Raw genomic sequence first — 23205 nt, 5'->3', positions numbered from 1 at the left:
GACAATGGGTAAAAATATAATTGAAAAGATTTGGGATAAACATGTTGTTTATCAGGAAGAGGGCAAACCGGACCTGTTATATATTGATCTTCATTTAATTCATGAAGTAACATCTCCGCAAGCTTTTGAAGGGTTACGCATGAACGGACGTAAAGTGCGTCGTCCTGATTTAAGCTTTGCGACAATGGATCATAACGTACCAACAAAAAATTTACCAACTATCCATGATCCCATTGCGCGCAATCAAATCGAAACATTAGCTAAAAATGCTGAGGAATTTGGCGTTGAGTTAGCAGGCATGGGTCACCCTGACCAAGGGATTGTCCATGTGATTGGGCCAGAGCTTGGATTAACACAGCCTGGTAAAACCATTGTTTGTGGGGATTCTCATACATCGACTCACGGTGCCTTTGGGGCCATTGCATTTGGTATTGGAACATCAGAGGTGGAGCATGTATTATCGACGCAAACATTATGGCAAAATAAGCCGAAAACGATGGAGATTCGTGTCGAAGGGGAGCTACCAGTTGGGGTAGCGGCAAAGGATATTATTCTAGCCATCATTGCCAAGTTCGGAATAGGTGTTGGTACAGGACATATTGTGGAATTCACTGGAGAGGCTATCCACAAACTATCTATGGAAGAACGCATGACGATTTGTAATATGTCAATTGAGGCAGGCGCAAAAGCAGGGCTTATCTCACCTGACCAAACAACAGTCGATTATATTCGTGGACGCAAATATGCACCGCAGGGAGAAAAATTGGAAGAAGCAGCCGCTTACTGGTTAAGTCTTGCTTCAGACGAAGATGCAACGTACGATACGGTTCGTATTATAAAAGCTGAAGAAATTGAACCAATCATTACGTGGGGAACAAACCCATCGATGGGTACTGGTGTTTCTGGGCATGTTCCAACACAAGCAGATTATGAGGATGAATCAGACAAGGCGGCACTTCAAAAAGCACTTGCCTATATGGGCTTAGAGGAAGGCCAGCCATTAACATCCATTGACATCCAGCATGTCTTCATTGGCTCCTGTACAAACTCACGCATTAGTGATTTGCGTGCAGCTGCTGATGTTATCAAAGGGCGTAAGGTGCATGACAAGGTCACAGCCATCGTTGTCCCAGGCTCACATACAACGAAAAAACAAGCTGAGGCAGAAGGTTTAGATAAAATCTTTTTGGATGCTGGCTTTGAATGGCGTGAGTCTGGTTGCTCGATGTGCCTTGCGATGAATGATGACGTCGTACCAGCTGGAGAACGCTGTGCCTCTACCTCAAACCGCAACTTTGAAGGACGTCAGGGCGCAGGAGCTCGTACACATTTAGTGTCACCACCAATGGCAGCAGCCGCTGCGATTGCAGGTCACTTCGTCGATGTACGTGAATTTGTGAAGGAAACAGTGTAAGTCTTGCTTTACTCGGGAAGGGATGATTGAAAAATGGAACCAATTAATATCGTAAATAGTGTCATCACACCACTTGATCGAAAAAATGTTGATACCGATCAAATTATTTCAAAAGAATTTCTAAAACGTATTGAGCGCACAGGTTTTGGACAGTTTTTATTTTACCATTGGCGTTTCGATGCACAAGGCAATGAAATAGCTGACTTTGTATTAAATAAACCTGAATTTAAAGAATCTAAAATTCTAGTGGCGCAAGATAATTTCGGCTGTGGCTCCTCTCGTGAACATGCACCATGGGCAATTTTAGATTACGGTTTTAACGTTGTGATGGCACCTTCTTTTGCAGATATTTTTCATAATAACTGCTTCAAAAACGGTATCTTACCGATTAAGCTAACAGAATCGGAATGTGATGCTATTTTAGCAAAAGGCTTAGCAAAGCCCTATAGTATGGAAGTAAATCTTGCAGAGCAAACCGTAACAGGTGAAGATGGTACAGTTTATCATTTTACAATTGACCCGTACTATAAAGAAACGTTACTGAATGGTTGGGATGAAATCGCCTTAACCTTTAAATATGAGGACCACATCGCCGCATATGAGGCGAAGCGAGTAGCCTATTAATGGATGTGACTGAAGACAAATTTGATGTTGTCTTCAGTTTTTTTGTGTTTGTAGTGCATTTCCTATATGAAATTATTTATAATAAAGGAAACATCAAATGCGAAGGTGGCACTATGTTATCATTATAAAAATATTTGTATATTAAAGGACAAATCCAGCTAGCTTTTGAAAGCATCCCTAAAACAGTCGATAGGCATTTCGGAAATTTTTAATTCATACGAATTTTTATATTGTTAAGCTACTGAAATGATACTACTCATTTCAGTTGTTTTTTTGTTTGATCAAAAGATGAAAGGTGGAATTCCATGATTACAGTTATAGGAAGTTTAAATATGGATTTAGTTGTACAAATGAATGCTTTTCCAAAGCAGGGGGAAACCATTCTAGGTAACTCGTTTCAAACAGTTCCAGGAGGAAAAGGGGCTAATCAAGCAGTTGCCGCAGCTCGTCTTGGCAGTGAGGTGGCGATGGTTGGCTGTTTAGGGAATGATCATTTTGGTGAGACATTACATGCTGCTTTACAGCAAGAGCAGATTCAGACAAACGCCATTGTAAAAAGCACCACTGCTCCTACAGGCATTGCTAATATACTTATTTACAATAACGATAATCGAATTGTTGTCGTACCTGGAGCTAATTATGACCTAAGCATATCCCATCTTGAAGCTTCAAAAGAGTTGATACAAAAAAGTAACTTGGTAATTATACAGCTTGAAATCCCTAAAGAGACGACAGCCCATGCCATTCATTTATGTAAAGAAGCGGGTGTTCCGATACTGTTGAACCCTGCTCCAGCAGCCAATTTTGATGTGCAGTGGATGGACGATATTACCTATTTAACACCTAACGAGACAGAATGTGCTGAAATTTTTAACGAGCCAGTGGAACAAGTTTTAGAAAAATATCCTAATAAATTAATCGTGACGCTAGGAAGTGATGGTGCACGTTATTTCGATGGCTCCTATCCAATTCATGTTCCAGGTTATATGACAACAGTCGTGGATACAACGGGCGCAGGTGATACCTTTAATGGTGCTTTAGCCTATGCTTTAGTAGAAGGGCAATCGTTGGATGAGGCTGTATATTTTGCTAATATCGCTGCCTCCTTATCTGTAGAGAAATTAGGTGCCCAAGGTGGAATGCCATTACTTGGAGCTGTTTATGCTCGTATGGCTGGTTTGGAGGAATAGGACAAAGGTCAGCTATTCAGCAACCTTGGAGAGAAATCTCCAAGCCTAATACTTCTAAACTCATAGATGGGACTATTCCCTTTAGTCTGTGTAGCAATCATATATGAAGCAGACAGGAAATAGGTGTAAGGATGAATTCCTATTTGTCGTATAAACGTATAAGTATATTGTCCTCTTTTTATCAATCCGTGTATTAGAAAAGCCATAGTTTCATTTATAATGGTCTTATAGATACATACGAAAAGAGGTTTTGAGGATGACGAACATTGACAATACGCCAATCGAAAATACAACCTCAGCGAATAATATTTTGCCGCAATTTGTTGACCAACTACGACACTTGTATGGCATCATCGTCCAAAATACATATGTGAAAGATACAGCAAAACATTTAAATCGAATCATTCAAGATGCCAATAACCAGACGATGATTTTAATAGTTGGAAAAGAGCGGGTGGGCAAAACAACACTTGTGAATGGACTTCTAGGACGCGAAATATTATCGGTAGATGATCAGCATCCAACAAGTGTAAATACTTTTATACGCTACGGCGAGCAAGAAGAGATTAAAGCTTATTTTTTAGATGGTGTTGTCGCTGTATTTGATCTCAGTAAATTAGAGCTACTAACAACTGGCGATACGTTTGCTTCCCAGATTTTACGTGAACACTTAGATTACCTAGAAGTCTATTTGAAAAATGATTTATTAAAATCCGTGACAATAATTGATTCTGTGTCATTAGAAGCAGGCGGAGGAGAAATGGCTTATTTTTCAGAGGCGCTTATGAACCGTGTTGATGAAATTTTCTGGGTGTTACGCGCTGGTTCAATGGCAATGGATGCTGAACTTCTCTTAATTGAAACGTTAAAGAATAAAGGTGTTGAACCTTTATGTGTCATCAACGGCATCGATGATGAGGAACATGCCACAGCATTTATGGACTCTGAACAACAACGTATTGGTCATTTGATGAGTGATTTTATAGGGATTTCAGCAATTAATGCACTAGTAGCCAAACAAACAGACAGTCATGAGCTTTGGCAAAAAAGTCAGTATGATCAATTAATTGCTCACATTCATCGTGTGGCTGAAAATAGTGATAAAAAAACATATGCCATCCTAATTCGCTTCTTACAATGGCTTGAACGATTCCGCTTCGAATTAACTGTAATTCCACAACGAGATCCATTTCAATCTGCTGTAGAGAATATTGAAAAATACGCAGGCGATACCCAATATGAATATTCTCGCTATCAACGTGACTTAGCAATTGTCAAAGAATATGAGCAAGAATATGAACAGGTAGCGAACACGTTTAAACAGGTTCAAACACTGTATCAGCTATTACAAACGATAGCGCAACATGATTATTTACACGATTCCAAGGTGGAAGAATTTACTGAAATTGCTGTGCACTATCAACAAGTGTTGCGTGAATACCGCAACATGCACAGTGAGTATTTACGCGAATATGAGCGTTTAGATGCACAACATAAAAAAATTCATGGTAAAGGTCTTATGAAAGCTTTCTTTGGCCAACATACGCAAAATGAATTTTTCAAAGAGCGTGTTCAAAAACTCAATGAGCAGCAAGAGGTTTGTGTCGCCCAATATGCCAAGGTACAACAAGCAGAGGTTTCAATGCTACAGGCGATTCGAGATACACAGCCTTTTTTGATTGATTTAGTGAAAGTACGCATGAGCCGTATTGAACAAAAAGTACAGAAACTAAATCAACAGCGTGCAAAAGATAAGCGTCAGTTAAAGCGCTATGCTGAAAAATTAAATGAATTTTCTTGCTTAATCGAAGCACAGGGTTATATAAAAGAACATCTTCAACCATTTTTAATGAATGAGCAAATGCCGTTGAAATCGAAGGATATTGCCATGCTTGAGGAAACTGTGCAGGCTATTTTAGCCATTGATTTATCAAACAATGGCTTACTCGCAAGAAGTCAAATGAATAATAAAATGGAAAGTATTGCAATACCTTTTGAGGTGCAAGAAAAATATCCCATGCAAATGCTTGACTTAAGGGAAGAAGATGTAAAATCAAATGATATACCCGAAATACCTAAAAAATTAGTTGTACAATATGAAGATTAGGTTTTCACCAAACGTTCTAAAAGTAGCATGCTTTTAGAACGTTTTCTTTATGATATGAAACAAATCATTCCAGTTTTACGTATAAGTAGTAAGGAGGGATACACTTGATTGAAATAAATGGACGCTTCACGAATGCAAAAATCTTTGCGCAAACAGCATTACAAACAGCTGTTGATCAGATTCAAGAACTAACAGACCAGGCTTTTATGGCAGGCACTAAAGTACGTATTATGCCAGATTATCATGCGGGTAAAGGATGTGTCATTGGCACGACCATCCAATTGCAAGACCGTGTTGTACCCAATCTTGTCGGCATTGATGTGGGGTGTGGTGTATTTGTAGCACAACTTGACGTAACAACAGTTGATTTTGCTCAACTCGATGCCATCATTCGCACATATGTACCCAGTGGGCAGGATATTCATAAAGAAGTATCGCCAAGCCGACATTTTGTAGAGTTTGAAGGTAAACAATTTCGAGCGAGCGGCTTGAAAGATGACTATACGAACTTGTCATTAGGTACACTTGGGGGAGGCAACCATTTTATTGAGCTTGCCAAAGATGAAGATGATCAGCACTATTTGCTCATCCATACGGGGTCACGCTATGTAGGGGCAAAGGTTGCTAATTGGCATCAAAAAAGAGCTTATGAAAATTTACGTCGAGAAGATTTGACAGAAAAAATAGAAGCAATGAAACAGCAAGGACGACAACAAGAGATTCAATCCATGATACAAGCCTATAAAGAACAAACACCGTTCGTTCCGAAAGACTTGTCATATTTAGAGGGTGAAGCTTTCCATGATTATATCCATGATATGAAGATTGCACAGCAATTTGCACGGATGAATCGTTGGACCATTGCAGAAACCATAGCTAAACAGATGGATTGGCATTTTACGGATACGTTTGATACGATTCATAACTATATCGATACAGAAACGATGACGCTTCGCAAAGGGGCTGTTCGTGCAAATAAAGATGAAAAGCTAGTTATTCCAATGAATATGCGGGATGGATCTCTGATTTGTATAGGGAAAGGCAATGCGGAATGGAATTATTCAGCCCCCCATGGAGCAGGACGCATGTTTTCACGACGCGCAGCGAAAAAAGCTTTGAATATGGCCGATTTTAAAGATACGATGCAGGGGATTTGGACAACATCAGTCAATGAAGAAACATTGGATGAGGCACCAATGGCCTATAAGCCGATGACAGAAATTACTTCTGCGATTGGGGAAACTGTAGATATTGTCAAAGTTATTAAACCTGTTTATAACTTTAAAGCGAGTGAAGCTGCAAAGCCATATGAGCGAAAGCGTTAAGGTAGAGAAGAAATCATCACTATAATCATTATTCTATAGATGATATAATATAGCTTCACAATGATGAAATGGGTGGTTTTTTTGGTATCTTCAAAAGATGTGGCGAAGCATGCTGGTGTCTCACAAACAACTGTATCTAGAGTATTGAATACACCAGAGCTTGTAAAGCCAAAAACAATTGAAAAAGTAATGCAGGCGATAGAGGAACTAAACTATGTGCCAAATGATATAGCAAGATCGCTTGTTCAGAAAAAAACAGGCATTATTACATTGATTTCGGGGCCCTTACACAACCCTTTTTTTGTTGATACAACTACAGCCATCGTGAATTATGTTAATGCACGTGGCTATAAAGTGAATGTCTATTTTGGCACAGAGGATAATCTTAATTCAATCTACAATGCTGTTTTAGAAACGAAAGCAGACGCAATTATATTGTCTTCTATGTTGTATCAAGATGATTTATTTTATAAACTAGAAAAACTAGCTATTCCATTTATTATGTTTAACCGTAAGCATAAAGAGAATAGACATTTTGTAGAAATTGATAATGTTCAAGCAGGTTACCTTGCGACCAAGCATGTCCTATCATTAGGGCATGACTCTTTATGTTGGATAGGGGGTCCACATCAAATGAGTACCTTCTATGGACGCTATCTGGGATTTGAACAAGCTTTACAGGATTATGGGCTAGATGCAAAATTAGTGCCTACTTTTTTAACGAACACCAATAAAATGGATATTGAACGTGCGTTTGCAGAGCTTTTACAACTCGAAAAAAGACCAACAGCTATTTGTGCTGCTACGGATGCCATTGCCATTGAAATATTGAATCTTTGTTTAGAGAGAGGTTTTCAGGTTCCGAGAGATTTTAATATCATTGGTATTGATAATGTCGAGCTTAGTAAACATCACTCTATTGCCTTAACAACAGTAGGTTTAACATCAGAAGAGAACTTAGGTTTTATTGCTATCGAAAAATTATTTGAGGTAATGGAGAAAAAAAGTACTTGCATTAGACAAACAGAGTCTGTTAAGATTTTCCCAAGAAATACAACGTGTAAAATAAACTGATAGACCATCAGTTTATTTTTTACACCAAAATGGTTACGTATTCATTTCTTTATTTTCTGAAATGAATACGTAACCATAAAAAGAAAGGAGTGAATTACGATTGAAAAAGGGCTTATGGATTAATGGAGAATGGAAGATAACTGCTGAATGGATGGAGATCCATGCTCCCTATTCACAAGAGGTATTGGCACACTTTGCGATGGCCACTGAAAAAGATGTACAGGAGGCCATTGAAAGTGCGCATGCTGCAGCTCCTCAAATGGCTGCATTAACTGCTTTTCAACGAGCAGAGATATTAGAGCAGTTATCCACCCTTTTTGCAGAAAATAGAGATGAAGCAGCAAGTATCATTGCAATGGAATCAGCTAAACCATTAAAGTATGCTTACGCTGAAATTGATCGCACAGTTGAAACCTATAAATTTGCGGCAGAAGAAGCAAAGCGACTTACTGGTGAAATGGTTCCAATGGATGCATCAAAAAATGGAGAGGGGCGCTTTGCTTATACATTAAGAGAGCCAATCGGTGTTGTGGCAGCGATTACACCATTTAACTTTCCGCAAAATCTAGTAGCACACAAAGTTGGACCTGCATTAGCTGCTGGCAATACGATTGTATTGAAACCTGCCACACAAACAGCATTATCTGCCCATTTTTTGGCAAAATTATTGGCGCAAACAAATTTACCAGCAGGTGCCTTTAATCTTGTAACTGGTCAAGGTAAATTAGTAGGCGATGCATTTTTAGCACATCCAAATGTTAAGATGATAACGTTTACAGGAAGTCCAGCGGTAGGGATTTCTCTACGCAATCGAGCAGGCTTGAAGAAAGTAACCTTAGAATTAGGTTCCAATGCAGGCGTAATTATAGACGAAGGGGTACAGCTAGAGCGTATTATGGATCGCATTGTGATGGGGGCCTTTTCCAACCAAGGTCAAGTCTGCATTTCTTTACAACGTATCTATGTCATGGAAAGTATGGTGGAGGAATTTTTAATACGGCTGAAGGAAAAAATAGAGCAGCTTACAATTGGTGATCCAATGGATAATCAAACAGATCTTGCTATGATGATTTCACAAGCTGAACAACAGCGTGCTTATCAATGGATTGAAGAGGCAGTAGCTGAAGGGGCACAAGTAATTACAGGTGGTCACATTGACAATCATATTTTATTGCCCACTGTTTTATATAATGTTCAGCCACAGAGTCGTGTATCCTGTGAAGAAATTTTTGCACCTGTTGTTATCGTTAATACGGTATCCACCATTGATGAAGGGATAGCGGCTATCAATGATTCTCACTATGGCCTACAGGCAGGCATCTTCACTCCTTCTATTCAGACAGCTTTTCAGGCTACAAAAGCATTGCACGTTGGTGGAGTCATCATTAATGATGTACCTACTTATCGAGTAGATCACATGCCATATGGTGGTGTAAAGGAAAGCGGCACAGGCCGTGAAGGCATTAAATATGCGTTAGAAGAAATGACGGAAATGAAGCTAGTAATTTGGAATAACCAATAATCACGAATGGAGATGGGAAAATGAAAATGATTAAACAACATCCAAAATTGTATGTGATGGACAATGGTACGATGCGAATGGATAAAAATTATATGATTGCGATGCACAATCCCGCAACCATCGATCATCCAAACCAGCCAAATGAATTTGTTGAATTCCCTGTTTATACAGTATTGATTGATCATCCAGAAGGTAAAATTCTATTTGATACAGCATGCAATCCAAACTCAATGGGTCCAGAAGGGCGATGGGGTGAATTTACGCAAAAATCATTTCCTATTAATATGCCAGAAGAATGCTATTTACATCATCGTCTAGAAGAATTAAATGTTCGTCCAGAGGATATCAAGTATGTTGTTGCTTCCCATTTGCATCTCGACCATGCAGGGTGCTTAGAACTCTTTACAAATGCCACAATTATTGTACAGGAAGATGAGTTTAATGGCACATTACAAACATATGCTAGAAACGTGAAAGACGGTGCCTATGTTTGGGGTGACATTGATATGTGGATTAAAAACAATCTACAATGGCGCTTAATCAAACGTGGCGAGGATCATGTAAAACTAGCTGAAGGGATACAAGTATTAAATTTTGGTAGTGGTCATGCTTGGGGAATGCTAGGTTTGCATATTCAAATGCCTGACACAGGTGGTATTATTTTAGCTTCAGATGCCATTTATACGGCAGAAAGCTTTGGCCCTCCTGTCAAGCCACCAGGCATTATCTACGATTCTGTAGGTTATAATACAACTGTGGAACGGATTCGAAGACTAGCAAATGAAACAAATTCACAGGTATGGTTTGGCCATGATCCTATTCAATTTAAATCATTTAGAAAATCGACGGAAGGCTATTATGAATAGATAGGAGTAGAGAAGCCATGCATAAATTAACCTTTACGCCTGCTAGCTATACTGGCTGGGGCTGTTTGAGTCAGCTTCTGCTAGAGGTAAAGAAGTTTAATGCTCACAATATTTTAATCGTGACCGATCCATTATTAAAAGAAATAGGTCTAACGGACAATGTGGAAAAGCCTTTAATGGAGAAAGGCTATACCACAACCATTTATACGGATATTGCACCAGAGCCTCCGCTTGCAATTGGCGAAAAACTGGTTGATTTTACGAGAAAGCATCCATTTGATTTGGTGATTGGTGTAGGTGGGGGCAGTGCACTAGATTTAGCAAAGCTTGCCGCCGTATTAGCAAAACATGATGGAAAAGTTGCAGATTATTTAAACCTAACAGGAACGAAAACATTAGATAATAAAGGGTTACCTAAAATCTTAATTCCTACCACTTCTGGGACAGGCTCGGAGGTAACAAATATTTCTGTGTTATCACTGGATACAACCAAGGATGTTGTGACACATGATTATTTATTAGCGGATGTAGCGATTGTAGATCCTGCCTTAACGATTTCCTTACCATCAAAGGTGACAGCAGCGACTGGGGTAGACGCGTTAACTCATGCGATAGAAGCCTACGTATCCGTAAATGCGAATGCAGTAACGGACGCACTTGCACTACAAGCTATCCGATTAATTAGCCAGTCAATCCGAACAGCTGTCCATAATGGACAAGACAAGCAAGCGCGCACAGATATGAGTTATGGCAGCTATTTAGCAGGATTAGCCTTTTTCAATGCCGGTGTAGCAGGCGTCCATGCCTTAGCCTATCCCCTGGGAGGTCAGTTCCATATAGCTCATGGTGATTCCAATGCAGTACTATTACCATATGTCATGGGGTATATTCGTCAAAGCTGTGAAAAACGAATGAAAGATATTTTAGATGCCATGGGAATATCATCATCCTATTTATCGCAAGAAGAGGCTTCCTATAAATGTGTTGATGCCTTACAACAACTCGTTCAAGATGTGAAAATTCCCTCAACATTACAAGGATTTAATATCCCTGCATCAGCACTTGAACAGCTAACAGAGGATGCTACAAAACAAACTCGCATTTTAGCTCGAAGTCCAATGCCATTAGGGCGTGAAGATATCTATCAAATCTATCAAGCTGCCTTTGATGGAGTGGTAAGAGAACCATAAAGAACCTGAGAAACGTTGATTTTTCAACGTTTCTCTTTTATTGCATCTTTTGAAAATCCCACAAGCAAGATAGTTACCTAAAAAAATCTGCCTTCATGGCAGATTTTTTTATAAGAACTATCATGCTTCTGTATCTGGTGTAAAAGTACGAGTCGCCAATTCTGCATCAAGCATAAAGATTGCGTTTGAGTCAGTTTCGATACGCTCGATTTTACGAATTAATGTATCAAATGTAGATTCTTCTTCTACTTGCTCGTCGATGAACCATTTTAAGAAGGCCATTGTCGCATGCTCACGTTCATCTAAAGCAATGTCTGATAAATTGTAAATACGGCGTGTTACTTCTTTTTCGTGTGATAGAGCCGTTTTAAAGGCATCTAAAATGGATTCGAAATGATTGCCTGGGCTTTCAAAACCTTGAATTGTTGCGCGGTAGCCCATATCACTTAAGAAATTATAAAATTTCATGGCATGGAAGCGTTCTTCTTCTGCTTGTACTAAAAAGAAGTTAGCGAAGCCATCATAATCTTGATCTGTGCAATAGGCTGCCATTGCCATATAGGCATGCGCAGAGTAGAATTCAAAATTCATTTGTTCATTAAGAGCTGTGTGTAGTTTTTCAGATAACATAAAAGTTTTCCTCCTTTTGCAGTAAATGACTTCTTTACTAGTATACAGCGTAGAAGCCGTAACATACAAAAAATTTAATTTTTAAAGCAATTCATGTGAAAAATAATTGATATTCGTTCTCAATTAGAAAATACCTTCTTTTATACTTTTAAGAAAATAAAAAAATCGCCCCGATCGTAATCGAAGCGATTTTTCATTATTATTGTTCTTGTTTCTTTTGATTTTTGACACCGATTAGGTAGCCACCTAATGCGATAGCAATTAAGACAATCCAGAAAATAGCTTTCCAAAGAGTGGAGTGGGGGAATTCGTGTGGAATCACACCCAATTTTTCATGTGCTAATGTTAATACAGCTAATTTTACACCAACCCAGCCGACAATTAGGAAAGCAGCTGTTTCAAGTGATGGGAATTTGTCGAGAACCTTTACAAACCAACGAGCTGCGAAACGCATCATGATGACACCAATAATACCACCTAAGAACATCACTGCGAACTGACCTGCGTTAATACCGCCAATATCAAAATCACCGATATGTGGAAGTGTGACAGCAATGGCAACCGCCGCAAGAATAGAATCCACAGCAAATGCGATATCAGCAAGTTCTACTTTTACAACCGTCATCCAGAAGCCAGATTGTTTTTTCGGCTCTTGAATTTCTTCGGAGTTTTGAGATGCTTTCCGCGAATCATAAATATGCTTAATAGACATAAACAGTAGATAAGCTGCACCTATTGCTTGAATCTGCCAGAAATTAACGAGCGTTGTAATAAGGAATAATGCGGCAAAACGGAAAACAAATGCCCCCACCAATCCATACAATAAAGCTTTTTGTTGTTGTGCCTTTGGTAAATGCTTAACCATAACAGCCATTACGACGGCGTTGTCTGCTGCTAACAAACCTTCTAGTACAATTAATACGACAAGTACCCATGCGTATTCTAAAAATATTGCCTCCAAATTTATTGCCTCCTTTAATTGTTGAACAGAAATGAATGGCTTGCTAACTTATTCTTTCCCTATTTTAAGCAAAAGAAAAAGACCCCTGCCTAAAAAATAGGCAAAGGTCTTGCTAAGCAATTAACTGTTCGTTGCACAGAAAGTGTTCTGTGTGACAAAAAATGCCATCACACCCGATGGTAATATACCATGTAATGACGAATGTGAATCAGATGCTTCGATCGCATCTGCTAGCTACTCCCCTTTGACAATAAAGTCAAAAGCTATTCAATTCTTACTAACATAGTAACATGCAACATTTTAAAAGTAAATAAAAATATACTGCTATGGAGAAAAAATACTTTTCCGTTACGTTTGCACAAATGGTACTATTAAAAGATAGGCAAAATTTTTACAACTTAGAGAGGAGACAAACATGTATAGAAAATTTTTTTCCTACTACAAGCCACATAAACGATTGTTTGTCATCGATTTTTCGAGTGCCATTATTGTAGCAATCTTAGAGCTTGCGTTTCCATTGGCTGTTCAATGGTTTATCGATGAGTTATTGCCAACAGGGGATTGGGGCATGATCGTGAAAATAAGTGTCCTATTACTGCTTGTTTATGCCATTAGTACATTATTGAACTTTATCGTTAACTATTTAGGGCATAAACTAGGCATAAATATCGAAACGGATATGCGTCAGGAATTATTTACGCATGTACAAAGGCAATCTTTCCGATTCTTTGATAATACGAAAACAGGTCATATTATGAGTCGCATTACCAATGATTTGTTTGATATAGGTGAGTTTGCCCATCATGGACCAGAGGATCTCTTTATTGCGATCATGACCTTTGTTGGGGCCTTTGCCATTATGTTTAATGTCAATCCAACACTCGCTTTGATTGCAGCGATTATGGTGCCATTTTTAACATGGCTTGTGACATTTAGTAATATAAAAATGAACAATGCTTGGAAAACGATGTATGGCAAAATTGCTGATGTGAACGGACGTGTAGAGGATAGTGTGTCTGGTGTCCGTGTTGTGAAATCCTTTACAAATGAAGATTTTGAAATTAAACGCTTTAAGGAGCAAAATGGATTTTTCCGTACGGCTAAATTATATGCCTATAAAATTATGGCAGGGACACACTCCAGTATTTACATGATGACGCGCCTCCTTACATTAATGGTGTTAGTGGTCGGCGCTTGGCTAAGCTTTAATGGGAAATTATCTTATGGGGAGCTAGTGAGCTTTGTTTTATATACGAATGTCCTGATTAAACCAATTGATAAAATTAGTGCTTTATTAGAGCTTTATCCGAAAGGAATGGCTGGCTTTAAGCGCTTCCGTGAATTAATTGAACAGGAGCCAGAAATTCAAGATCGTGAGGATGCAAAGGTTATCAAACATTTAGATGGAAATATTGCCTTCAATCACGTTCATTTTAATTATGATGCATCCAAACAGGTTTTACATGATATATCATTTGATGTAAAAGCTGGCCAAACCATTGCCTTTGTAGGGCCTTCGGGTGCTGGTAAAACTACAATCTGCTCATTGATTCCTCGATTTTATGAGGTGACAAAAGGCGCTATTACGATTGATGGTATCGATATACGTCATATGACACAAGCGTCATTACGTGCTCAAATTGGTATCGTACAGCAGGACGTCTTTTTATTTACAGGTACGATTCGTGAAAACATTGCCTATGGAAAATTAGATGCAAGTGAAGCGGAAATTCGAGAGGCAGCGAAAAAAGCACATCTAGAGGCATTTATTGCTGAGCTACCCGATGGCTATGATACACAAATAGGTGAACGTGGCTTAAAATTATCAGGAGGACAAAAGCAACGACTAGCGATTGCTCGTATGTTCCTAAAGAACCCGCCTATCTTAATTTTGGACGAGGCAACCTCTGCCTTAGATACAGAAACAGAAATGATTATTCAGCAATCGTTAACAGAGCTTGCTGAAAATCGTACAACACTAGTTATTGCCCATCGACTGGCAACTATTCGCAATGCCGATCGCGTATTAGTTGTGACACCGAAGGGCATTGAAGAGGATGGTACCTATGATGAGCTAGTGGCTCAAAATGGGATTTTTGCAAAGCTTCATCATATTCAATTTCGCAAGGGACAAACAGAACAAAGCGTTCAGAAAGAGTTTGTGGAATTGACGTAAATGAAGGAGGGGGAGATTGTTTTTTAAAACAATTTCCCTTTTTTGGTTGCTTCCCTTAGTTACTTGTCCTACTGCTTATGTGGTAGCCAAAGGACACTGACATGCATAGTGAAGGTTTATGTGGAAAGAGGGAATCGATTGAAGGTAATGCCATCGAATATGCATAGGGTAACAGGTCAAATCTTTAATATGGAAAATGGAACATTCATTTATGAATCATAGAAGGAATGTTTAGCAGGTAAATCGAATAGAACATTACAGTTCACAATAAAGGTCATAAAATAGGGGTGAAGCAATGGATAACGAGAGAATCATCGGTCAAACGAAAAGTGTGGGTTTTCAAATCGGGGTTAGAAGGACATTTCCAATTTCGCAGGAGCAAGCATGGGCATTGATTACGACAACAGAAGGAGTACGTACATGGCTGGGGGAAGACACTTCAGTTATATTCGAACCTGGGTACAAATTCCATTCAAAGACAGGGACAGGCGAAATCAGGATTGTTAAACCATTAGAGCAGCTTCGATTGACTTGGCAAAAGGAAGAGTGGTCAAAACCATCTACCGTACAAATCCGTATTTTACCCAAAGAGCGTAATAAAACAACCATTAGCTTTCATCAAGAACATCTTTCTGATCAAATAGTACGAGAAGAAATGAAAGGTCATTGGGAAAGTGTACTGGACCTTATCAAAGAAAGAGTCCAAAATAGTTGAGCGAATAAAAATAGCATCCCTTCACAATCGATAGGGATGCTATTTGTTTTTATTTGGAGAATCTTTGTTCTCATGCCCTTTTGAAGTTCGTGTATAATCTTGAGGAGCAAGCGCTTTGTTCCGCTCTGTATAGCCTTTGGGTGATAATCGAAAGATGGATTTTTTAATGGTTGCCCAATTTAGATCTGTTGCTAGGTTCATGTAAGAGTAGCCGTAAATTCGAATATTACTTAAATAAAGCAGTGTCAGGTATAAAGAAACAAAGAAGCCAAATAACCCGAAAAAGGCACTAGCAAAGATAAAGGCAACGCGTAATATGCTAACTGAAGTAACAAGTGACTGATTCACTAATGTGAAGGAAGCAATGGTAGAAATAGCGATGACAACGATCATTTCAGGACTCGTTACACCTGCTCGAATGGCTGCATCCCCAATAATTAATCCACCTACAACACTGATGGTCCCACCAATAACGGAAGGGAGACGCAAGCCTGCTTCACGAAATAATTCAAACATCAGCAACATGAGCAACATTTCAAGCGAGGAGGGGAGCGGTAAGCCAGCCTTCGCTTGCACGACGGTTGCGAGTAGTTGAAGCGGCAATTGGTTTTGGTGATAGGTTGTCAAGGCAAGCCAAAATGCAGGGAGTAGTAATCCGATTAGAATACCGAATATTCTTAATAATCGTTCGAGTGAACTGAAAATAATAGGATATTCATTATCCTCAGCTGATTTCAGTAAGAGAAACAAATTGACAGGGGTAATGATAGCATAGGCGACGCCATCTACAAAAATAATAAAACGTCCTCTCGCTAAGGCCTGAACCGCATAATCAGGTCGTCCCGTATAATCAAACTTCGGAAAAAGCTTGGAATTTTTATTCACCCGTTCCATCAATAAATCGCCACTAAAAACAATATCTGTATCAACAGCAGCAAGCTGCTTTTTGATGCCATGTAAAATATCCATATCCACAATATCATCAAAATAAAGAATGGCTACCGTAGTTTTTGATCGTTTCCCAAGCTCCACTTTTTCCACACAAAATGAATTGGTCGGCAAACGTTTTCTTATGAGTGCGATATTGACGCGAATATCTTCAATGAAATTATCTCTTGGCCCTTTAACAAGAACCTCCATGCGCGTTTCTTCAGGCTGGCGATTCGGCTTTTGGGCAATATTGCTTGCATATAAAAGATTGTCTTCGTCAAAATACAACAACATGAAGCCACTATAGACAAAAGTTATTAGCTGTTCCTTGTCTTGTACTTTTTGAATACTTGGAACATGAAGATGCCTTGCGATATTCTCTTCAAAGGGAACCTCATCCAAATGATCATATAAATATTGAATACGTTGAATAATCACTTCATTAAGCATTTGTTGATCAATCATAGCATCACACGTAATAAAGTGTACTTTCTGCTGATTAAACATATATTCCTGAAATTGAATATCTGCTGATTTTTGAAATAATTTTCTGAGCGTACTAAGATCTAGCGCTTGTTCTTGCTGAGGCATTATGATTCACCACTTTTCCTATCTTGTTTTTCAGTTTTCCCCTTTTTAGAAGATTTATCCGACAAGAAAGCTACGACTACGAAAAATATTGACAGTAAAAAGAAAAAAATAAAAGTGGCTGCAAGAATATAATGTCCTTTTACCTTTAAAAAAAGGCTTTCATTTAGCATGATTAATGGTAAACAAAGAATAAAGAAGGGAGGAGCGAGCATTTGCCATATACGCTTCGGATCTCCTGTCATCTTCAATAAATCTACCACAATGTACAAAAGGAAACTAACACGAATAAAGGTTCCTGTCAGCCATTGATAAATGGAGAAAAAGTCAAGATGCTCGATATAGCGACCAATTGTCACTAATCCCCATTCTTCGTAGGCAGGATAGCGTTGCTTAGCCGCTTCATTCGGTCCAAATTCTGTAATGGCTCCAATTAAAGGTCCTAATGTCAGTCCTACTAAAATGGCCAGCATAATAGCAAAGTGGTACCAGCGAATACGTTCCTTAAATTGATGCTGTAAAAATAGCAACATTAAAAGCTCAATAAACCCTGATGCAGGGAAAATCATGCCTCGCAAGACAGGCTGGAATCCATGTTCAAAAAATGGACGTAATAATTCATAATCTTTCACCTGCATGTTCGTAAAGGCAACGAAAAAGCCAAAGATAACTACTCCGAATAATACAAAAACGTTTAAAATAACGAGCGTCTGTAAGCTAGTCGTCACAAGAAGAATACACAGAATGGTATAGATAAATAGTAAGATGATCACAGGGGTTTGTGGTAAAAATGTAGTATTAATCCATTGCAGTGTTTCAACCATTGTAAAAGCTGCGATAATCATTAAAAAAATAGCAACTGTATAAATAACAATAGTAGAGCCAATTTTCCCTATTTTTGAATCGAGCCAATCTCGGATGGGCTCCTGATTAGATTTTGATTGAATATATACTAATAAAAATAGCCAAAAGAAAATAATTCCTCCAGCAAACAATACGGATAGCCAGCCATCTCTTTTGGCCACATCTAGTAGTGGAGGAATAATGGTTACATGATTTTTTAAGCCAATAACAGTCATTGATAGGAAGATGACATGTAAAATACTGATTGATCCTACACTTTTCATGTTGAAAACCCTCTAACATTGATTGATACATATTAGCTTTGACAAAAAAAGTCGGCTTTATAAGCAGAAAATGGTATGGTTTCATGAAAAAACGAGGTATTGGATGACACCATCATCCAATACCTCGTCATAGGAAAAGTAAGCTAAATTAATGAATATATTTTGTGCTTACAAGATCGTCTTTTAAGACATCTGTTGGGATTTCAAACTCTACAACGCCCATATAGCCAGGTGCCACTTCATATTTATCAAAGGAAATCACAAGCTTGCCTTTATCAGAAATGTAGAATTGCTGATCAGGTTTAATAGTTGTAAATTCCTCCATTAACGCTTCATCGGCAAGGCCAGCACCCTTTACCCAATAAACTTTATCTTGATTCGATTCAGCTATTTGTGTACGCATTTGTTCTTTAATATTTTCACTAATTGTTTCAATATAGTGTTGATCTTTAAAGAGCATAGGTAAAGTAATTAAAATTTCGTTTTCTTTATCGATCGTATCGTATTCCATCACCGTTGAAGAAGAAGCAACGGTATTCACTACATAACGGCCAATCGACAAAATTTGTTCGTTATCAGTTTTGATTTCGTAGCCACTATCAATACCTAAATGACCACCGCCATTTAATTTTAAATCGCCCACTTCTGCCATAAATTCATCGTAAAGTGTCTTACCTTCTGCACGATATTTTTCATTTAATGTATTCGCCAGATCTTGATTTTCTAAGTTTTCAATAGAAGGTACTTTAATGTTGGCATCATAATTATCTTCAGCCACTTCATATTCTGTCCAAGTCAATACTTTTATCACACTACCAACCACGGGAATTTCTGAGAGTGTGCGGGCCATTGCAGGACTTACATTTAAACCAGCTGTAAATAGCATGGCTGCAGCGGCAGATCCAAGGACCCATTGAGGTGTACGATTTTTTTTCTTTTTTCGACCTTGCTTAAGTGCTTTTTCAACCACGAAGTCTAGCTCTTTTGGAATCGGGACTTTCATATATTGTTTTTCTAACTCCTGTAATTTTTTATCCATGTGCAGTTTCTCCCTTCACATCTTCCAATTGGATTTTCAATAGTTTTAATGCTTTATAAAGACGCGATTTGGCTGTACTCAACTTAATGTCGAGGATGTTCGCCACGTCAGCGAGTTTTAAATCCTCGAAATAATGGAGAATGACAACCTCTCGATACATTTGCGGGAGTTCATCCAACGCATGCTCCAAGTCAACATTCTCATAAACATCCTCTTGAGCAGGTGTTAAATATTGTAATGTATCATCATCTGTCACTTGTAAGCGTTTATGCTTACGTAAAAAATCTATGGCTGTACGGACAACTATTTTATAAAACCAGCTTTTCATATAGGTCACATTCTCAAGTCGATCTAATGAAAGCATGGCTTTTTGGATACTGTCTTGTACAACATCTAGTGCGTCCTGTTCATTTTTTGTATAGCTATACGCGAGCAAATAAAAACGCTCTTTTTGTTCTCGAATGAATTGGACAAACACCTCTTCATGTTGAAATGCATTTCTTGTTCTCATGTCCAAAGAAGCTCCTTTTTAACATTATCAAATTGTATACATTTACTAGACGTACGAGGAGAGGGAAAAAGTTGATACCATGAAAAAAACTTACCCCAATTGAGATAAGTTTGATCCTTCTATAGTATTGGCATACGTTAGTATAACGGCTGATCATGAAAAATAGTCATATGTATTTTTCAAGAGTAATAGAATGGTCACAACGATAAATAATTTACGTACATAGCCACTGCCGCGTTTAATGGCAAATTTTGAACCAACAATAGCTCCTGCAATTTGCGCAAGACCCATTGGTAGTCCATAGGCATAATTTATTTGTCCTAAGTATATAAACATAAGGAGGGCAGCTACATTACTGCCGAAATTTAAAAATTTGGCGTTTCCTGCTGATTGTAAAAAATCAAAGCCCACTATGAGAAAAGCAAAGAGTAGAAACGAGCCTGTCCCAGGACCTAAAAAGCCATCATAAAAGCCAATAAGTGTAATCACGAAAACAAAAATAATAGAACGCTTAGGAGTTAATGGTTTAAAGGTGGTCATACTGCCCCAGTCTTTTTTAAAGATGGTATAAATGGCAACAACTGCAAGCATAATCAGCATTAATGGCTTCAGTACACTTGGGTCCATTAAGTGGACAATCCAAGCACCCAGCATAGAGCCAAAAAAGACGAAGGGGAATAGCTTATAGACGGCTTTTATATCTAGTTTACCAGAGCGATAAAATGTCACTGTACTAGTAAGGGAACCCATTGTACCTGCCAATTTATTGGTTGCTACGGCAACAGAGGGAGGAAGACCAACGAACATAAGAGCTGGTAATGAGATAAGCCCACCTCCTCCAACCACTGAATCAATAAAGGCTGCTAAAAAACCGAAGAGGATTAAAATTAATAAAATATTTACATCTAAATCTAAATCAAAAGGCACAATAGGTCATCTCTTTTCTATCATAATAATCTGATAGTAGCGAACTGAGGATAGGCTGTAAACACTCTAGCTGCTATTTTTTAATAGAAATAAATGAAGTGATTCGATTTGAAATGACGATAATTTCTACATAACTCAAAAAAATTCTACTTGGAGTCATTATTTTGATGTATTATGTAGATAATGGTGTTTTTACGTAAAGGGGACGTGATGACATGAGTTTAGGAAATCATATACGTGTATTTCTCTGTGTTGTGTTTATGGGCGTACTTGTAGGGTATGTCTTTAATGCAAAAAAAGATATAACAGATCATGAGTATATTGATACCGTAAAGGAAGGCTATTTGGAGAATTTTTCAGATGTCACAGTTCGAAATGCGTTTAATTACGCTTTTTATGAACCTTACTGGCGCTATTATGAAGCAAAAACTGGGGAGCAAGTTGTAGAATTATCAGGTGATATTACGTTTCAAGACGAAAAAGGACATGCTATTCTCCAATTTGTCGTGAACGAACAAACGCAGCAATTTTCCCTAGAGGCAATGAAATTTAAAGAAGTCGTATTAAACCAGCAACAACAACAAAAGCTTGTTGGCATGGTCTATCACACTTGGGAAAAGAAACAACTAGCTTATGAGTAAGGTTTTTTATTTTGTAAATCATCCAAACTGTATTACAGTAAAAGGGGGAGCTAGAGACAGAGAGGATGTTTTACATGAGATTAAGTATTTTAGATCAAATGCCGATTCCAAAAGGTCATTCTGCAGAAGAGGCCTTCCAACGTACAGAACAGCTGGCATTGCTAGGTGAAGAGCTTGGCTATCACCGTATGTGGCTTGCTGAACACCATAATAGCCAGTCATTGGCGAGTTCAGCTCCTGAAGTAACTGCTGCTTTTTTAGCTGCTAAAACACAGCGGCTTCGCATTGGTACGGGTGGTGTCATGATGATGCATTATTCACCCTATAAGCTAGCAGAGGTCTTTAAAACATTATCGGGGCTGGCACCCAATCGTATTGATTTTGGTGTGGGGAGAGCTCCTGGTGGTGATCATGCCGCTATCTATGCCTTGGCTGAGGGAAGACGACAACGCTTCACAGAACAGTATGATAAGCTAGAAATCATATTAAAGCTAATGAATAATCAAAAAACAGGTGAACATGTCTATGATCAAGTCGTTGCAGCTCCTGCTCATATTTCATTACCAGAGGCTTGGTTACTAGGTTCTAGTGGTCAGAGCGCAATGCAGGCTGGCCAGCTGGGAGTAGGCTATTCGTATGCACAATTTTTCACGGGCAATATGTCAAAGGATATCTTTGATGCCTATAAAGCCTATTTTACGCCTTCTTATTATATGGATAAACCACAAATCATTGTGACATATGCAGCAACAGTTGCCCCAACCCTAGAAGAAGCGGAATATTTAGCTAAACCGATTGATATTTCTCGTCTTCAATTAATGAAAGGGCAAATCATTCAAACAATGTCACCCGAAGAAGCGAAAGATTATCCATTAACTGAAATGGATAAATTGACGATTGACAATAATCGCAAGGCGAATCTTGTCGGGACACCCCAAGATATTGCTGCTTTTTTAAGCGCTGAGCAAGAACGCTATGGCTTTGATGAAGTAATGCTAAATTGCAATCAATATGCATTAGAAAGTCGTTTAAATACCTATAGATTCCTTGCGAAGGAATTAATCAGATAAGAGGAAAAGCCATATTCATCTGAATATGGCTTTTATGTATTTAGCTGAAATAGAATAGCGATTTTACAATTAGAAAAACCCGGAAATTTACTTCCGGGTCTGATTACCACTTACATTTTCTGCTCCATGACACACTGCCTCGCTTCCGCATAGGATCTTAAGATATTCCTAAGAAATCTGTACTTTAGCTTATTCAGTTTTGATGGTCCTTCTGAGTTATCGATCAATCGCACTCATCGGGTTAACCCTCCTAGTCATTGGATTTGAAGTGAAATCTTTAATAGTATAGCCCTACCTCTATTTCTTATACCTCTAGTGACCATAAAATTTAATTTTTTGTGCTAAAGAAGTAAATACAAGAAAACATACATTTATTACTAACTAACAATGAAAATAAAAACACTCGTCTGTTTGAAGAAAAGTATATTTGCATCCATGATGTACATGCTAGAACTGGCTGTGATTTTAATTATTGATAGATATTTCCATAAATGTGGTTGACTTAAAATGTGTATTAAGCATATAATACATTTCAAGAAGTGTATTATATGCTTAATACATTTTTTTATTGTCGGTGT

20 protein-coding genes are annotated in these 23205 nt (G+C 38.3%); 13 read left to right on the top strand and 7 right to left on the bottom strand.

What is annotated here, in order from left to right; genetic code table 11:
• Positions 1-4: 4 nt before the first annotated feature.
• The 9 genes from leuC to L6W14_RS13215 all read left to right on the top strand — a co-directional run bounded on the left by leuC (position 5) and on the right by L6W14_RS13215 (position 11312).
• Complete coding sequence (gene leuC, locus L6W14_RS13255; RefSeq protein WP_131521502.1) at positions 5-1414, top strand: 3-isopropylmalate dehydratase large subunit; 1410 nt, start codon at positions 5-7, stop codon at positions 1412-1414.
• Between the two features lie 33 nt (positions 1415-1447).
• A complete protein-coding gene (gene leuD, locus L6W14_RS13250) occupies positions 1448-2038 on the top strand; it encodes a 3-isopropylmalate dehydratase small subunit (protein ID WP_131521501.1) in 591 nt (196 codons plus the stop codon).
• A 305-nt stretch (positions 2039-2343) separates the two neighbouring features.
• Positions 2344-3228: a ribokinase gene (rbsK, locus tag L6W14_RS13245; protein ID WP_131521500.1), complete on the top strand. Its 885-nt coding sequence runs from the start codon at positions 2344-2346 to the stop codon at positions 3226-3228.
• Positions 3229-3484: 256 nt separating this feature from the next.
• Entirely contained in the window at positions 3485-5335 is a 1851-nt protein-coding gene (locus L6W14_RS13240; RefSeq protein WP_237898177.1) for a dynamin family protein, read from the top strand.
• 104 nt (positions 5336-5439) lie between these two features.
• Positions 5440-6660: an RtcB family protein gene (locus tag L6W14_RS13235; protein ID WP_237898176.1), complete on the top strand. Its 1221-nt coding sequence runs from the start codon at positions 5440-5442 to the stop codon at positions 6658-6660.
• Between the two features lie 72 nt (positions 6661-6732).
• The gene (locus L6W14_RS13230; protein ID WP_231595618.1) at positions 6733-7734 is read left to right on the top strand and encodes a LacI family DNA-binding transcriptional regulator; all 1002 of its coding nucleotides are present in this window, start codon (positions 6733-6735) and stop codon (positions 7732-7734) included.
• 100 nt (positions 7735-7834) lie between these two features.
• Positions 7835-9256 (top strand): aldehyde dehydrogenase family protein, encoded by a 1422-nt coding sequence (locus tag L6W14_RS13225; protein WP_131521496.1) that lies wholly within the window; start codon positions 7835-7837, stop codon positions 9254-9256.
• Positions 9257-9276: 20 nt separating this feature from the next.
• Entirely contained in the window at positions 9277-10122 is an 846-nt protein-coding gene (locus L6W14_RS13220; protein ID WP_237898175.1) for an AhlS family quorum-quenching N-acyl homoserine lactonase, read from the top strand.
• 17 nt (positions 10123-10139) lie between these two features.
• The gene (locus L6W14_RS13215; protein WP_131521495.1) at positions 10140-11312 is read left to right on the top strand and encodes an iron-containing alcohol dehydrogenase; all 1173 of its coding nucleotides are present in this window, start codon (positions 10140-10142) and stop codon (positions 11310-11312) included.
• Between the two features lie 120 nt (positions 11313-11432).
• Here L6W14_RS13215 and L6W14_RS13210 read toward each other — a convergent pair whose 3' ends face one another.
• Positions 11433-11942: a ferritin gene (locus L6W14_RS13210; RefSeq protein ID WP_048392396.1), complete on the bottom strand. Its 510-nt coding sequence runs from the start codon at positions 11940-11942 to the stop codon at positions 11433-11435.
• Positions 11943-12141: 199 nt separating this feature from the next.
• Positions 12142-12903, bottom strand: a complete 762-nt coding sequence (locus L6W14_RS13205; RefSeq protein WP_016994674.1) for a TerC family protein — start codon at positions 12901-12903, stop codon at positions 12142-12144.
• Positions 12904-13318: 415 nt separating this feature from the next.
• Between L6W14_RS13205 and L6W14_RS13200 the strand changes: the two genes are divergently transcribed.
• Complete coding sequence (locus L6W14_RS13200; protein WP_131521494.1) at positions 13319-15079, top strand: ABC transporter ATP-binding protein; 1761 nt, start codon at positions 13319-13321, stop codon at positions 15077-15079.
• A gap of 295 nt (positions 15080-15374) precedes the next feature.
• The gene (locus tag L6W14_RS13195; protein ID WP_237898174.1) at positions 15375-15794 is read left to right on the top strand and encodes an SRPBCC family protein; all 420 of its coding nucleotides are present in this window, start codon (positions 15375-15377) and stop codon (positions 15792-15794) included.
• 39 nt (positions 15795-15833) lie between these two features.
• On the opposite strand, the gene L6W14_RS13190 is transcribed toward L6W14_RS13195, so the two are convergent.
• From L6W14_RS13190 to L6W14_RS13170, 5 genes are all read right to left on the bottom strand, one after another.
• Positions 15834-17315, bottom strand: coding sequence for a spore germination protein (locus tag L6W14_RS13190; RefSeq protein ID WP_237898173.1), 1482 nt, complete (start codon positions 17313-17315; stop codon positions 15834-15836).
• Complete coding sequence (locus L6W14_RS13185; protein ID WP_131521491.1) at positions 17315-18439, bottom strand: GerAB/ArcD/ProY family transporter; 1125 nt, start codon at positions 18437-18439, stop codon at positions 17315-17317. Before L6W14_RS13185 ends, L6W14_RS13190 begins: the two co-directional genes overlap by 1 nt.
• Positions 18440-18587: 148 nt before the next feature.
• Positions 18588-19478 (bottom strand): anti-sigma-V factor RsiV, encoded by an 891-nt coding sequence (locus tag L6W14_RS13180; protein WP_131521490.1) that lies wholly within the window; start codon positions 19476-19478, stop codon positions 18588-18590.
• On the bottom strand, positions 19471-19989 hold the full coding sequence (locus tag L6W14_RS13175) for an RNA polymerase sigma factor SigV (protein WP_004230723.1): 519 nt from the start codon (positions 19987-19989) through the stop codon (positions 19471-19473). Before L6W14_RS13175 ends, L6W14_RS13180 begins: the two co-directional genes overlap by 8 nt.
• A gap of 153 nt (positions 19990-20142) precedes the next feature.
• Complete coding sequence (locus L6W14_RS13170; RefSeq protein ID WP_131521488.1) at positions 20143-20916, bottom strand: sulfite exporter TauE/SafE family protein; 774 nt, start codon at positions 20914-20916, stop codon at positions 20143-20145.
• 215 nt (positions 20917-21131) lie between these two features.
• On the opposite strand from L6W14_RS13170, the gene L6W14_RS13165 reads away from it, so the two are divergent.
• Together L6W14_RS13165 and L6W14_RS13160 are read left to right on the top strand one after the other, a co-directional pair.
• Complete coding sequence (locus L6W14_RS13165) at positions 21132-21557, top strand: hypothetical protein (RefSeq protein WP_048392403.1); 426 nt, start codon at positions 21132-21134, stop codon at positions 21555-21557.
• A gap of 74 nt (positions 21558-21631) precedes the next feature.
• Complete coding sequence (locus tag L6W14_RS13160) at positions 21632-22627, top strand: LLM class flavin-dependent oxidoreductase (protein WP_131521487.1); 996 nt, start codon at positions 21632-21634, stop codon at positions 22625-22627.
• Positions 22628-23205: the final 578 nt, after the last annotated feature.

The organism is Lysinibacillus sp. ACHW1.5, from assembly GCF_022014815.1.
Taxonomy (GTDB): domain Bacteria; phylum Bacillota; class Bacilli; order Bacillales_A; family Planococcaceae; genus Lysinibacillus; species Lysinibacillus capsici.
Note: the sequence above shows the minus strand (reverse complement) of the source record. Positions and strands in the feature narration are given on the sequence as shown.

Excerpts from the sequence above, each read along its gene's own strand:
- leuC (WP_131521502.1), top strand. The coding sequence starts at position 5 with ATGGGTAAAAATATAATTGAAAAGATTTGGGATAAACATGTTGTTTAT.
- leuD (WP_131521501.1), top strand. The coding sequence starts at position 1,448 with ATGGAACCAATTAATATCGTAAATAGTGTCATCACACCACTTGATCGA.
- rbsK (WP_131521500.1), top strand. The coding sequence starts at position 2,344 with ATGATTACAGTTATAGGAAGTTTAAATATGGATTTAGTTGTACAAATG.
- L6W14_RS13240 (WP_237898177.1), top strand. The coding sequence starts at position 3,485 with ATGACGAACATTGACAATACGCCAATCGAAAATACAACCTCAGCGAAT.
- L6W14_RS13220 (WP_237898175.1), top strand. The coding sequence starts at position 9,277 with ATGAAAATGATTAAACAACATCCAAAATTGTATGTGATGGACAATGGT.
- L6W14_RS13215 (WP_131521495.1), top strand. The coding sequence starts at position 10,140 with ATGCATAAATTAACCTTTACGCCTGCTAGCTATACTGGCTGGGGCTGT.
- L6W14_RS13210 (WP_048392396.1), bottom strand. The coding sequence starts at position 11,942 with ATGTTATCTGAAAAACTACACACAGCTCTTAATGAACAAATGAATTTT.
- L6W14_RS13200 (WP_131521494.1), top strand. The coding sequence starts at position 13,319 with ATGTATAGAAAATTTTTTTCCTACTACAAGCCACATAAACGATTGTTT.
- L6W14_RS13195 (WP_237898174.1), top strand. The coding sequence starts at position 15,375 with ATGGATAACGAGAGAATCATCGGTCAAACGAAAAGTGTGGGTTTTCAA.
- L6W14_RS13190 (WP_237898173.1), bottom strand. The coding sequence starts at position 17,315 with ATGCCTCAGCAAGAACAAGCGCTAGATCTTAGTACGCTCAGAAAATTA.
- L6W14_RS13185 (WP_131521491.1), bottom strand. The coding sequence starts at position 18,439 with ATGAAAAGTGTAGGATCAATCAGTATTTTACATGTCATCTTCCTATCA.
- L6W14_RS13180 (WP_131521490.1), bottom strand. The coding sequence starts at position 19,478 with ATGGATAAAAAATTACAGGAGTTAGAAAAACAATATATGAAAGTCCCG.
- L6W14_RS13175 (WP_004230723.1), bottom strand. The coding sequence starts at position 19,989 with ATGAGAACAAGAAATGCATTTCAACATGAAGAGGTGTTTGTCCAATTC.
- L6W14_RS13165 (WP_048392403.1), top strand. The coding sequence starts at position 21,132 with ATGAGTTTAGGAAATCATATACGTGTATTTCTCTGTGTTGTGTTTATG.
- L6W14_RS13160 (WP_131521487.1), top strand. The coding sequence starts at position 21,632 with ATGAGATTAAGTATTTTAGATCAAATGCCGATTCCAAAAGGTCATTCT.